This is a genomic window from Pseudomonas sp. ADAK2 TE3594 (assembly GCF_053628675.1).
On the sequence record NZ_JBRJGV010000001.1, the window covers coordinates 4,917,194 to 4,930,008 of the forward strand.

Below are 12,815 nucleotides of genomic sequence, written 5' to 3' on the forward strand. Positions count from 1 at the left end.
GCACAAACGGATGTCTCGACCATAAGTCGAATTGCCAGCCGAGTGCCGAAATGAGTTCATGTGACTCTTGAGGCCAAGCCGCATGCATCCGTCGAAGTTGCGAAAAATTGCGAAGATTCGGACATGGCGATCCTGGCCATGGGTACCAGGGGCATCACTGACATCGCCCCGGAACGCCTGGCAGCTATGCCGACAATTTGGTGCTGCAGATTTTGGAGACGCGTTAAATGGCGCATAACGAAGCAGTCGACGTAGTACTGGTTGGGGCCGGCATCATGAGTGCCACCCTTGCTGTACTGCTCAAAGAGCTCGACCCCGCGATCAAGCTGGAAGTCGTCGAGCTGATGGATTCCGGTGCCGCGGAGAGTTCCAATCCGTGGAACAACGCCGGTACCGGTCACGCCGGGCTGTGTGAGCTGAACTACACGCCACAGGCCGCCGACGGCACCGTCGACATCAAGAAAGCCGTGCACATCAACACCCAGTTCGAGGTGTCGAAGCAGTTCTGGTCCTATCTGACCAAGAAAGGCACGTTCGGCTCGTGCAAGTCGTTCATCAGCCCGGTGCCGCACCTGAGCTTCGTGCAGGGCGACGACGGCGTCTCCTTCCTCAAGGAACGTTTCAAGACGCTGAGCAAACACCACGCCTTCTCGGACATGGAATACACCGAAGACAAGGCGACCATGGCCGAGTGGATGCCGTTGATGATGCCGGGCCGCCCGGCTGACGAAGTCGTCGCCGCCACCCGCGTGATGAACGGCACCGACGTCAACTTCGGCGCCCTGACCAATCAATTGCTCACGCACCTGACCAGCGCACCCGATGCCCAGGTCAAGTACTGCAAGCGTGTGACTGGCCTGAAGCGTAACAACGGTGGCTGGACTGTCAGCATCAAGGACGTCAATACCGGCAACAGCCGTGAAGTCGACGCCAAGTTCGTGTTCCTCGGCGCTGGCGGTGCGGCACTGCCGCTGCTGCAAGCCTCGGGCATCGAAGAAAGCAAAGGCTTCGGCGGCTTCCCGATCAGCGGCCAGTGGCTGCGTTGCGACAACCCGGAAGTGGTCAAGCACCACCAGGCCAAGGTCTACAGCCAGGCCGCCGTGGGTTCGCCACCGATGTCCGTGCCACACCTGGACACTCGCGTGGTCGACGGCAAGAAGTCCCTGCTGTTCGGGCCTTACGCCGGCTTCACCACCAAGTTCCTCAAGCACGGCTCCTTCATGGACCTGCCGATGTCGGTTCGCGCCGGCAACATCGGCCCGATGCTGGCCGTGGCCAAAAACAACATGGACCTGACCAAGTACCTGGTCAGCGAAGTGATGCAGTCGATGGAACAGCGCCTGGAATCCCTGCGTCGTTTCTACCCTGAAGCGAAAGCCGAAGACTGGCGCCTGGAAGTAGCCGGTCAACGGGTGCAGATCATCAAGAAAGACCCGAAGAAAGGCGGCGTCCTGCAGTTCGGTACCGAACTGGTCGCGGCCAAGGACGGTTCCCTTGCGGCCCTGCTCGGCGCCTCGCCAGGCGCTTCGGTGACTGTTTCGATCATGCTTGAGCTGATCGAAAAATGCTTCCCGAACAAAGCGTCCGGTGAATGGGCTGCCAAACTGGCGGAAATCTTCCCGGCTCGGGAAAAGGTCCTGGAAACCGACGCTGGGCTGTATCGCAAGATCAATGCGCACAACAACGTCGCGCTGGAACTGGTTGAAGCCAGTAACGAGACCGAAAGCTACGCTTGATTCGGCCGCATAAAAAACGCCCCGTCCTCATTGAGGGCGGGGCGTTTTTTTGTGCCGTCTGTAGGAGCCAGGCTTGCCGGCGAAGGCATCCTTAAGATCGCTTTCGCCGGCAAGCCGTGCTCCTACAGGTATGGGTTAACCGCGAGCCTTGTCGATCAACTCGATGTACTCGGCCGCGTTGCGCTGATCCTTGATCAGGGCGACGAAGTCATTGCCGTGCTCATCCTTGCCATTCAGGTCATGGCCGGCTTCAACAAAGAACGTCAGAAAACGCTCGAAGTCATCGATACGCAGGCCACGGTACGCCTTGATCAGTTTGTGCAGCGACGGTGAAGTGGCATCGACCGGCTCAAAATCGAGAAACAGCTTGATCTGCTCATCGCCGATCTCGTCACCAATCACTTGCTTCTTATCTTTACGCATTGCCGACTCCAGCTCGCAGACATTTCACGGGGCGGGCAGTTTACCCCTGCCCGGGCATGGGGCTCAACGCGGACGAACGCTACCTGTGTGCAGATCGGCCCAGATATGGCCGTTGGCGTAGCTGAGGAACTGGCAATACACCGTGTCGTTGCGCAACAAGTCGATCACCACCCGGTACTGGGCCATTGGGTAGAAGAGCGTCAGGGTCTTGCGATTTTCGTCGTAGATCGGCTTTTTCAGGCTTTTGCTTTCGCCATCGAAGTTGACCAGCACCTGGCTGATGGTCGCGCCCTTGTTCAAGGATTTGCCCTTGAGGCGGATCAGCAATGGCGATGTGACCGGGATCGGCTGTTGGTTGGACTGGCGCTGGCTGCCGATCACCACCGAATACTCGGTGACCTGCAACAGTTGCTGCTGCTCGGGTTCAGCGTCACGCAGGGTCAGGTCGTCAGGGGGCAAAAACTGCGCGTGCATCGGCGACGGGGCGGCTGCCAGGGGCAGGCTGAGGGTCAGCAACAGGGCGGCGCAGCTGCGGATCAAAAGGCTCATGACAGGCTCCGGGGGCGGGGCCGAGCACTCTAGCATGGGTGTACGAAAACTCTTCTGTGGACACCGATCCCTGTGGGAGCGTGGCTTGCCCGCGATAGCGATCTATCTGACACGACGCAATCGCGGGCAAGCCCGCTCCCACAGGAAAGGGGATAGCCGGGCTTACATGCCTTTAACAGCAAAAATCCCGTTGGCGTTACGCCAGTAGCCTTTGTAGTCCATGCCGTAACCGAAGATGTAACGGTCGATGCACGGCAGGCCGACGAAATCGGCTTTCAGGTCCGGGCGAGCCTTGCGGTCGTGGTCCTTGTCGATCAGCACGGCGGTATGCACGGCGCGGGCGCCAGCGTGTTTGCAGAAGTCGATGATCGCGCCCAGGGTGTGACCTTCATCGAGGATGTCGTCGATGATCAGCACGTCACGGTCAATGAACGAGACTTCCGGCTTGGCTTTCCAGAACAGGTCGCCGCCGCTGGTTTCGTTGCGATAACGGGTGGCGTGCAGGTAGGACGCTTCCAGCGGGAAGCTCAGATGGGTCAGCAGCTTGCCGGAAAAAATCAGCCCGCCGTTCATCACACAGAACACCACCGGATTGCTTTCAGCCAGCTGTTCGTTGATTTGCGCACCGACGCGGGCGATGGCCGCCTCGACTTCAGCTTCGGTGTACAGGCAGTCAGCCTCTCGCATGATTTGACGGATATGCTCGAGATCAGCGGACATGGCGCTCTCCAAGGGGTTTTAGGGGGAGGGACGGATTCGGAAAAGCGGGCAAAGGTACGCATCAAGCGAGGCCAGATCAAGCGTTTGTGGACTAACGTTCTGTATGTCTATAGGACAACACCCTCGGATAGATTAATCTAGGCCGGTTTTTTTGCCCGCCGCCGGAGCCTTTCCCCATGCCCATCCTCGAGATCCGCCATCCGCTGATCCGCCATAAACTTGGCCTTATGCGCCGCGCCGACATCAGCACGAAGAATTTCCGTGAGCTCGCTCAGGAAGTCGGTGCCCTGCTGACCTATGAAGCCACCAAAGACCTGCCGCTGGAAAGCTACGACATCGAAGGCTGGTGCGGCACGGTGTCGGTCGAGAAAATCGCCGGCAAGAAGATTACCGTGGTGCCGATCCTGCGTGCCGGTATCGGCATGCTCGAAGGCGTGCTCAGCCTGATCCCGGGCGCCAAAGTCAGCGCCGTGGGCGTGGCCCGCAACGAACAAACCCTGCAGGCCCACACCTACCTGGAAAAACTGGTGCCGGAAATCGACGAACGCCTGGCCATGATCATCGACCCGATGCTCGCCACCGGCAGTTCCATGGTCGCCACCATTGATTTGCTGAAAAAGGCAGGCTGCAAAGACATCCGCGCAATGGTGCTGGTAGCCGCTCCTGAAGGCATCGCCGCTGTAGGCAAAGCTCACCCGGACGTGATGATCTACACCGCCTCCATTGACGAAAAACTCAACGAACACGGTTACATCATCCCAGGCTTGGGCGATGCCGGTGACAAGATCTTCGGTACCAAGCAGAAGGACGCTTGAGCATGCAGCAAGAGTTCAACGATCCGCTCTGGCGCACGGTGCTGTCGGGTGCACAGATGCTGTTCGTGGCCTTTGGCGCGCTGGTGTTGATGCCGTTGATCACCGGCCTCGACCCGAACGTGGCGCTGTTCACCGCAGGTTTGGGGACGATTCTGTTCCAGATCGTCACCGGGCGCCAAGTGCCGGTTTTCCTCGCTTCGAGCTTTGCCTTCATCACGCCGATCATTCTCGCCAAGGGCCAGTTTGGCCTGGCGGCAACCATGGGTGGGGTGATGGCGGCCGGTTTCGTCTACACCTTCCTTGGTCTTGCCGTGAAGATCAAAGGCACCGGGTTCATAGACCGTTTGCTGCCACCGGTGGTGATTGGCCCGGTAATCATCTCCATCGGCCTGGCCATGGCGCCGATCGCCGCCAACATGGCGATGGGCGAGGCTGGCGATGGCACTGAACTGATTCCTTACCAGACAGCGATGTTGATCTCGATGCCGGCGCTGCTGACCACCTTGATCGTCGCGGTGTTCGGCAAAGGCATTTTCCGCCTGGTGCCGATCATCTCCGGCGTGTTGGTGGGTTTTGCCATGGCGTTCTATTTCGGTGTGGTCGACACCGCGAAGATTGCTGCTGCACCGTGGTTTGCGATTCCACAGTTCACGGCGCCTGAGTTCAACTGGCAGGCGATTCTGTTCATCGTTCCGGTAGCCCTGGCCCCGGCCATCGAGCACATCGGCGGCGTAATCGCGGTCGGTAGCGTGACTGGTCGCGATTATTTGAAGAAGCCCGGCCTGCACCGCACGTTGCTCGGCGATGGCATTGCCACCACCGCGGCCGGACTGTTTGGCGGCCCGCCCAACACCACCTATGCCGAAGTGACTGGCGCGGTGATGCTGACCAAAAACTACAACCCGAAAATCATGACCTGGGCGGCAATCTTTGCGATCAGCCTGGCGTTCATCGGCAAGTTCGGCGCCCTGCTGCAAAGCATCCCGGTGCCGGTGATGGGCGGGATTCTCTGCCTATTGTTTGGTTCGATTGCCGCGGTGGGGATGAACACCATGATTCGCCACAAGATCGACCTGGGCGAAGCACGCAATCTGGTGATTGTCTCGGTGACGCTGGTGTTCGGGATTGGCGGCGTACTGGTCGGCACCGGTACCGGCCCGGATGATTTCGGCCTCAAAGGCATCGCGCTGTGCGCGGTGGTGGCGATTGCGCTGAACCTGTTGCTGCCGGGCCATGACAGCTGGAAGCACAAGAAGGCGGATGAGCCGCTGATCTAAGCAGGTCTCAAGAACGCCATCGCGGGCAAGCCCGCTCCCACAAGGTCAGCGCAAAACCTGTGGGAGCGGGCTTGCCCGCGATGCTTTTAAAGCGCCAACGGCGCTCTCTCACACAATGCGTTCAACGCCTTCGCCCACTGCGGATCATCGTTGAGGCACGGCACCAGCACCAACTCCTCCCCTCCCGCTTCGCGGAATTGCTCCTTCCCGCGATCACCGATCTCTTCCAGGGTTTCGATGCAATCGGCGACGAACGCCGGGCACATCACCAGGACTTTCTTCACGCCGCTTTTGGCCAACTCATCGAGACGCGCTTCGGTGTAGGGTTCGATCCACTTGGCCCGGCCCAAACGCGACTGGAACGACACCGACCATTTGCCATCCGGCAGGCCCATGCGCTTGGCAAACTCTGCCGCGGTGCGCAGGCACTGACCGCGATAACAGGTCGCGACCACTTCCGGCGGCGCACCGGCGCAGCAATCGCCGCCACCTTCGAAGCTGTGACCCGGATTGAGCTTCTTCAGGTGCCGTTCCGGCAAACCATGAAAGCTCAGCAGCAGGTGATCGTAATCCTGCTGCAAATATGGCGTAGCGCTGGCCACCAGGGCATCGAGGTATTCCGGCTGATCATAGAACGGCTGGAGAATCGAGAACTGCACGTCGAGTTTCTTCTCCCGCACCACCCGCTTGGCTTCTTCGATCACCGTGGTCACGGTGCTGTCGGCGAATTGCGGATAGAGCGGCGCCAGGGTGATTTTTTTGTGACCCTGAGACGCCAGACGAACCAGCGCCGACTCAATGGATGGCTCGCCGTAGCGCATCGCCAGCTCCACCGGTCCGTGGCTCCATTGCGCGGTCATGGCCCGTTGCAGACGACGGCTGAGCACCACCAATGGCGAGCCGTCCGCCCACCAGATCGACGCATAAGCGTGAGCCGATTGTTCCGGGCGCTTGATCAGAATCAACGACACCAGCAAACGCCGCACCGGCCATGGCAGGTCGATCACATACGGGTCCATCAGAAATTGATTGAGGTAGCTGCGCACATCCGCCACCGAGGTGGAAGCGGGTGAACCCAGGTTGACCAGAAGCAACGCGTGATCGGTCATGCAACGTCCTATTTCTAAAGGCGGCTGGACAGATCGTCCAACGCCGCGCGCAAATCAGTGAACTGGAATGTGAACCCCGCTTCCAGCAAGCGAGCCGGCATGGCCTTCTGGCCACCCAGCAGCAACAATGACAACTCACCCAGGCCCACCTTCAACACGAGGGTTGGCATCGGCATGAACGCCGGACGATGCAACACGCTACCCAACGTTTGGGCGAATTCGCGATTGCGTACCGGCTTGGGCGCGCAGGCATTATATGGACCGCTGGCCTCATTGCGGTGCAGAAGAAAATCAATCAGGGCGATTTGATCCTTGATATGAATCCACGGCATCCACTGCCGACCATTGCCGATCGGCCCGCCCAGCCCCAGTTTGAACGGTAACAACAACCGCGACAAAAAGCCGCCCTCGGCGGACAGCACCAACCCGGTACGAATGAGGATCACGCGAATGCCCAAGGCTTCGGCGCGTTGCGCGGTCTCCTCCCAGGCGACGCACAACTGGCTGGCGAAATCATCAATGACCGGTGGAGATTGTTCAGTCAACTCCCGCTCACCACCGTCGCCGTACCAACCGATCGCGGAGCCAGAAATCAATACCGGCGGTTTCTGCTCGCGGCTTTCGAGCCAGGCCAGCAGGGTTTCGGTCAGGGTGATCCGGCTGCTCCACAACAACGCCTTGCGTTTGTGCGTCCAGAGCCGATCGGCAATCGGTGCGCCCGCGAGGTTGATAATTGCATCCACCGGTTCTTGACCCAGGTCCTCAAGTCGGGCGATTCCACGTACCTGAGTGCCACAGACTTTGGCGACTTTTTCAGGCGTGCGACTCCAGACCGTCAGGCGATGTCCCTGGCTCAACCAGTGTTGGCAGAGTTGACGTCCTATCAAACCAGTACCGCCGGTCAGCAATATGTGCATGACATCTTCCTCGCGTGGCGTTTTACCCTGATCACTAGTCTATTTTTATAAGCAGGGATCTTTGGTATTGGGCAGGCTCTGTGCTTAACAATAGGCCAAGCTGTCAGAACGAGGACGCTAAAAGTTATACCAAAAAACAATATTGTACAGGTTTGAACCACGGCGTAGTCTGTACAGAAAGGTAAACGAGGCCCCTATGACTGTACCTATCGCAATCATCGGCACCGGCATCGCCGGACTCTCAGCCGCCCAGGCCCTGACGGAGGCCGGGCATGTCGTTCAACTTTTCGATAAAAGCCGCGGCAGTGGCGGACGCATGTCGAGCAAGCGCAGCGATGCGGGTGCTCTGGACATGGGCGCGCAATATTTCACTGCCCGCGACCGTCGCTTCGTCACCGAAGTCCAGCGCTGGCAAGCCAACGGTTGGGTCGCCGTATGGACGCCGCAGCTCTATACCTTTCACGGCGGCCAGCTCAGACCTTCGCCGGACGAACAGACACGCTGGGTCGGCACGCCACGCATGAGCGCGATCACGCGCGGCCTGCTCGGTGATCTGGAAGTGCATTTCGCCTGCCGCATCACCGAGGTCTATCGCGGCGAAGAACACTGGCACCTGCAAGACGCCGAGGGTTTCACTCACGGCCCGTTCAGCCATGTCGTTATCGCCACGCCAGCCCCTCAGGCGACCGCGCTGCTGGCGGCCGCGCCGAAGCTCGCCGGAGCCGCCGCCGGGGTAAAAATGGAACCCACCTGGGCCGTCGCCCTGGCATTCGACACGCCACTGGAAACCGCCATCGAAGGTTGCTTCGTGCAGGACAGCCCACTGGACTGGCTGGCGCGCAACCGCAGCAAACCGGGACGCGACACCACCCTCGACACCTGGGTGCTGCACGCCACCAGCGCCTGGAGCCGGCAGCACATCGACCTGCCCAAGGAAGCGGTGATCGAGCAATTGCACGGTGCCTTTGCCGAACTGCTGCACGACGCCATGCCTGCTCCGACCTTCAGCCTCGCTCACCGCTGGCTGTACGCCCGGCCGGCCAGCAGCCATGAATGGGGTGCCCTGGCCGATGCTGATCTGGGTCTGTATGTGTGCGGCGACTGGTGCCTGTCTGGCCGTGTCGAAGGTGCCTGGCTCAGTGGTCAGGAAGCAGCCCGCCGGCTGCACGAACACCTGCAGTGAATTGAATCAAGTCCAGCCCATCGCTGCTGTCGACATGGGCAGCAGCCCCGCAAAAACCTATACAAAAAAATTGACTTGTACACCCTCGGATCTATGCTGAAGAGCATGTTGTACAGAAACACCACTCTGTACAGGTTCAGATTCGAGGTGCTCCGATGCCTGCACAGTCAGCGACCCATTCGAAAATCGCCATCAGCGGCCGCATCTTTTCTGACTATGCGCTGCATCCCGATTTCCCGATGGAAGAAGAAGGCTGGCTCAACGATCCGGTGCTACGGGAAAACTTCCTCGCCCGCGTGCTTGCCTACAGCGACTGGCAGCAATTGCTGCAAGCAGGCCTGACCCGACGCGGCCTCACGGATTTTCATTCGCGCTACAAATACCTGTTGATGGCCCACAACCCGGTGCAATACAAAACCCTGGGCAACTTGCTGGGCAATATGGGCCAGTCCGCTCTCGAAGAGCTCGGCCCGCGCTATTTCAGCGAGCTGATGGCGGCCCTGGAAAAATGCGCCACACGCCGCACCCACACCAACGTGCTGCAGCACCTCAGCGGCTATCTCAAACGGGCCATCAGCGCTGAAGACAAACAGCAAGTGCAGCACGTCATCGGCCAGTATCGCCAGGGCATCGTGCCGCTGGAGGTGCCATTGACGCTGCTCAAACACTATTTTCGCCAACACCCGGATCCATACATTGCGCAACAGGTTTACCTGCAACCGCCTCCAGAAAACCTCAGCCTGCGAAACGCAATTCAATGAAAAATCCACCGGACACCAGCGCCAGCGAAGACCTTGGCAGCGACTTCAAAAAAGCCCTGGACGCTGGCTGGCTACCCATTCGTGAAGTGGCCCGGCAAACCGGGGTCAATGCCGTCACCTTACGCGCCTGGGAACGGCGCTACGGGCTGATCGTGCCCCAGCGTACGCCCAAGGGGCATCGGCTGTTCTGTGCCGAACACGTTCAACGGATCCTGACGATTCTCACCTGGCTCAATCGCGGCGTGGCTGTCAGCCAGGTCAAACAACTGCTCGACACGCCCCATGGGCTTACCGACCCCATCGGGAACGACTGGCTGGTGCTGCGTCAGACACTGCTGCAAGCGGTCACTCAACTGGCCGAGCGCACCCTCGATGACACGGTGAATCAGGCGATGGCGCTGTATCCGCCACGCACCTTGTGTGAAAAATTGTTGATGCCATTGCTGGCGGAACTGGAACAACGCTGGCAAGGCCAGTTCGGCGCGCAGATGGAGCGGGTGTTTGTCTATTCCTGGTTGCGCAGCAAATTCGGCGCGAGGATCTACCATAACAACCGTCAGTTGCGCACCGCGCCGCTGCTGCTGATCAATCACTCGGACCTGCCGCTGGAACCTCATCTGTGGCTCACGGCCTGGCTGATCAGCAGCGTCGATTGCCCGGTGGAAGTCTTCGACTGGCCACTCCCCGCCGGCGAACTTGCGCTGGCGGTCGATCATCTGCAAGCCCGCGGCGTACTGCTGTATTCCAGCAAAGCCATGAATCTTGCGCATCTGACGAAACTTTTGAATGGCGTCAGTTGCCCAAAAATGATTGCCGGACCAACGGTGTGTATCCACCACACCGAGTTATCCGCAAGAACCACTGCCATTGCTGATTTGTCCCTGGCCGAAGACCCGTTGTCGGCCCATCAGGGCCTGATTCAGCGTGGGCTCATTTAATGACGCTTTTTTAATGGATCGTGCGGATACCACCATGCAATTGATCTGGCTGCGCAGCGACTTGCGTCTACACGACAACACCGCCCTCTCGGCCGCCGCAGCCCGCGGTCCGAGCGTGGCGGTGTATTTGCTGAGTCCGCAGCAATGGCTGGCGCATGACGACGCGTCGTGCAAAGTGGATTTCTGGCTGCGCAACCTCAGCGAGTTACGCCATGCGCTGGGCGCCCTGAACATCCCGCTGCTGATTCGCAAGGCGTCCCGCTGGGATGAGGCACCGAAGGTCTTGCTCGAGTTGTGCCAGCAATTGAAGATCGACGCAGTGCACGTCAACGAGGAATACGGCATTCATGAAACCCGTCGTGATGCCGCGGTGGCCCAAGCCCTGAAAACCCAAGGCATCGACTTTTACCGCTACCTCGATCAACTGCTGTTCAAGCCTGGCACCGTGCTGACCAGAACCGGCACCTATTTCCAGGTCTTCAGCCAGTTCCGCAAGGTCTGCTACGAACGCTTGCACGCATCATTACCGAGATTGGTTACCGCCCCCGCCATCCAGCCTCCGCTGGGTATCGCCAGTGACGAACCGCCCTCTCGTGTCGAGGGTTTCGACACGCCCAGCGACAGTTTGCGTGCTCTCTGGCCGGCCGGCGAAGCCGAGGCCCGACGCCGCCTCGAGACCTTTACCGACGCACATATCGACTATTACCACAGCGAGCGCGACTTCCCGGCAAAACCCGGCACCAGCCAACTCTCGGCCTATCTCACTGCCGGGGTCATCTCACCTCGTCAGTGCCTGCACGCCGCGTTGCAAAGCAATCAGGGGGAGTTCGAAAGCGGCAAGGTCGGTGCCGTCACCTGGATCAACGAGTTGTTGTGGCGCGAATTCTACAAACACATTCTGGTGGGCTACCCACGGGTCTCCCGGCACCGTGCCTTTCGCCCGGAAACCGAAGCCCTCGCCTGGCGTGACGCCCCGGAAGACCTCAAGGCCTGGCAACAAGGCCGTACCGGCCTGCCGATCATTGATGCCGCCATGCGCCAATTGCTGGAAACCGGCTGGATGCACAACCGCTTGCGCATGGTCGTGGCAATGTTCCTGACCAAAAACCTGCTGATCGACTGGCGTGAAGGTGAACGTTTCTTCATGCGGCATCTGATTGACGGCGATCTGGCGGCGAACAACGGTGGCTGGCAGTGGAGTTCGTCCACCGGCACCGATTCGGCGCCCTACTTCCGGATTTTCAACCCGCTGAGCCAGTCGGAAAAATTCGACGCCGAAGGGGTTTTCATCAAGCATTGGTTGCCGCAGATCAATGGAATGAACAAAAAAGACCTGCACAATCGCGCGAGACTCGACGGATTATTCGGTGTGACGGATTATCCATCGCCGATCGTCAACCTGAGCACTTCCCGCGAACGGGCCCTGGCCGCGTTCAAGAACCTGCCATCCCGACAGGGTTTATCACCCCCGGAATTAATTTGATGCCGTCGCATTGCGTTATAAATACGGTGCTGAGCCGGAAAATTATCTGCTTAAAAAGGGAATTGGGATGAGTCTTACACCTCCAAGGCGATACTGGTTGACCGGCGCCAGCAACGGCATTGGTGCCGCTTTAGCCGAAGAAATACTGAAAACCGGTGCCCACCTGGCTGTCAGCTCCCGCTTATTGGCGCCATTGAAAGCTCTGTCTCAGCGTTACCCCGGACAAGTGCTGGTGGTCGCGGGTGATTTGACCAACGGCCAACAGGTGCGCGAAATCGGCGAGCAGATTGCCAAGGAATGGGGTTCTCTGGACACCATGATCCTCAACGCAGGCACCTGCGAATACGTCGACGCCAGTCAGTTCGAGTCGTCAATCATCGAGCACATCGTGCGTACCAACCTGCTTGCCAGCAGCTATTGCATCGAAGCCGCACGGCCCCTGCTGCAGACGGGCACTGCGCCGCATCTGGTGGGCATGGCCAGCTCGGTGACCTATTTGCCCCTGCCACAAGCTGAAGCCTATGGCGATTCAAAGCCCGGGTTACGCTACCTTTTCGAGTCCTTGCGCATCGACGTGGCGCCAGAAAACATCGAAATGACCATAGTCAGCCCAGGACTTATCGATATCCCCCTGAGCAATGACGTTTCAAAGCACCTCGACTGGTCAGCGGACGACGCTGCGCGATACCTCTTCAACATGCTCAAGCATCGTCCACTGGAGCTCCCCTTACCGGAACTGCTCATGCCTGTCCTTTGGCCCCTGCCACACAAGTCTGGCCAGACGGGACTGAAAATCGGCAAGTGCATGGAGCGAAACAATCCGCCGATCGACGATCTGCCGTGAAGCCTGAGCGTCCGTCAGGCCTTTCACACAGCGTGGGCCCACTGCCTTACACTGCGTGCC

12 protein-coding genes and 1 pseudogene are annotated in these 12,815 nt (G+C 59.4%); 8 read left to right on the forward strand and 5 right to left on the reverse strand.

Features of this window, described 5'->3' with window-relative positions; translation table 11 throughout:
* The first annotated feature begins 227 nt into the window (after positions 1-227).
* Positions 228-1,736, forward strand: a complete 1,509-nt coding sequence (gene mqo / locus AB7M22_RS21940; protein ID WP_454187772.1) for a malate dehydrogenase (quinone) — start codon at positions 228-230, stop codon at positions 1,734-1,736.
* 135 nt (positions 1,737-1,871) lie between these two features.
* Here the strand turns inward: mqo and AB7M22_RS21945 are convergent, their stop codons facing one another.
* The 3 genes from AB7M22_RS21945 to AB7M22_RS21955 form a co-directional block, all read right to left on the reverse strand.
* The gene (locus tag AB7M22_RS21945) at positions 1,872-2,159 is read right to left on the reverse strand and encodes a PA4642 family protein (RefSeq protein WP_008011998.1); all 288 of its coding nucleotides are present in this window, start codon (positions 2,157-2,159) and stop codon (positions 1,872-1,874) included.
* 63 nt (positions 2,160-2,222) lie between these two features.
* Positions 2,223-2,708, reverse strand: coding sequence for a hypothetical protein (locus AB7M22_RS21950; protein WP_008011996.1), 486 nt, complete (start codon positions 2,706-2,708; stop codon positions 2,223-2,225).
* Positions 2,709-2,870: 162 nt separating this feature from the next.
* On the reverse strand, positions 2,871-3,428 hold the full coding sequence (locus tag AB7M22_RS21955; protein WP_008011994.1) for a hypoxanthine-guanine phosphoribosyltransferase: 558 nt from the start codon (positions 3,426-3,428) through the stop codon (positions 2,871-2,873).
* A gap of 176 nt (positions 3,429-3,604) precedes the next feature.
* On the opposite strand from AB7M22_RS21955, the gene upp reads away from it, so the two are divergent.
* A complete protein-coding gene (gene upp, locus AB7M22_RS21960) occupies positions 3,605-4,243 on the forward strand; it encodes a uracil phosphoribosyltransferase (RefSeq protein WP_008011992.1) in 639 nt (212 codons plus the stop codon).
* Positions 4,244-4,245: 2 nt separating this feature from the next.
* Positions 4,246-5,520: a uracil-xanthine permease family protein gene (locus tag AB7M22_RS21965; protein WP_454187773.1), complete on the forward strand. Its 1,275-nt coding sequence runs from the start codon at positions 4,246-4,248 to the stop codon at positions 5,518-5,520.
* Positions 5,521-5,606: 86 nt separating this feature from the next.
* Here AB7M22_RS21965 and hemH read toward each other — a convergent pair whose 3' ends face one another.
* Together hemH and AB7M22_RS21975 are read right to left on the reverse strand one after the other, a co-directional pair.
* Complete coding sequence (gene hemH / locus AB7M22_RS21970) at positions 5,607-6,629, reverse strand: ferrochelatase (protein ID WP_454187774.1); 1,023 nt, start codon at positions 6,627-6,629, stop codon at positions 5,607-5,609.
* Between the two features lie 14 nt (positions 6,630-6,643).
* Entirely contained in the window at positions 6,644-7,546 is a 903-nt protein-coding gene (locus AB7M22_RS21975) for a TIGR01777 family oxidoreductase (protein ID WP_454187775.1), read from the reverse strand.
* A gap of 196 nt (positions 7,547-7,742) precedes the next feature.
* On the opposite strand from AB7M22_RS21975, the gene AB7M22_RS21980 reads away from it, so the two are divergent.
* The 5 genes and pseudogenes from AB7M22_RS21980 to AB7M22_RS22000 all read left to right on the forward strand — a co-directional run bounded on the left by AB7M22_RS21980 (position 7,743) and on the right by AB7M22_RS22000 (position 12,755).
* Positions 7,743-8,729 (forward strand): NAD(P)/FAD-dependent oxidoreductase, encoded by a 987-nt coding sequence (locus AB7M22_RS21980; RefSeq protein ID WP_007905831.1) that lies wholly within the window; start codon positions 7,743-7,745, stop codon positions 8,727-8,729.
* A 218-nt stretch (positions 8,730-8,947) separates the two neighbouring features.
* Positions 8,948-9,490: pseudogene (locus AB7M22_RS21985) on the forward strand (YbgA family protein); the annotation flags it as partial.
* Positions 9,487-10,428 (forward strand): MerR family transcriptional regulator, encoded by a 942-nt coding sequence (locus AB7M22_RS21990; protein WP_454187776.1) that lies wholly within the window; start codon positions 9,487-9,489, stop codon positions 10,426-10,428. The pseudogene AB7M22_RS21985 and the gene AB7M22_RS21990, both read left to right, overlap by 4 nt.
* A 34-nt stretch (positions 10,429-10,462) precedes the next feature.
* On the forward strand, positions 10,463-11,911 hold the full coding sequence (gene phrB / locus AB7M22_RS21995; RefSeq protein WP_454187777.1) for a deoxyribodipyrimidine photo-lyase: 1,449 nt from the start codon (positions 10,463-10,465) through the stop codon (positions 11,909-11,911).
* 67 nt (positions 11,912-11,978) lie between these two features.
* A complete protein-coding gene (locus AB7M22_RS22000; RefSeq protein WP_454187778.1) occupies positions 11,979-12,755 on the forward strand; it encodes an SDR family NAD(P)-dependent oxidoreductase in 777 nt (258 codons plus the stop codon).
* Positions 12,756-12,815 lie beyond the last annotated feature (60 nt).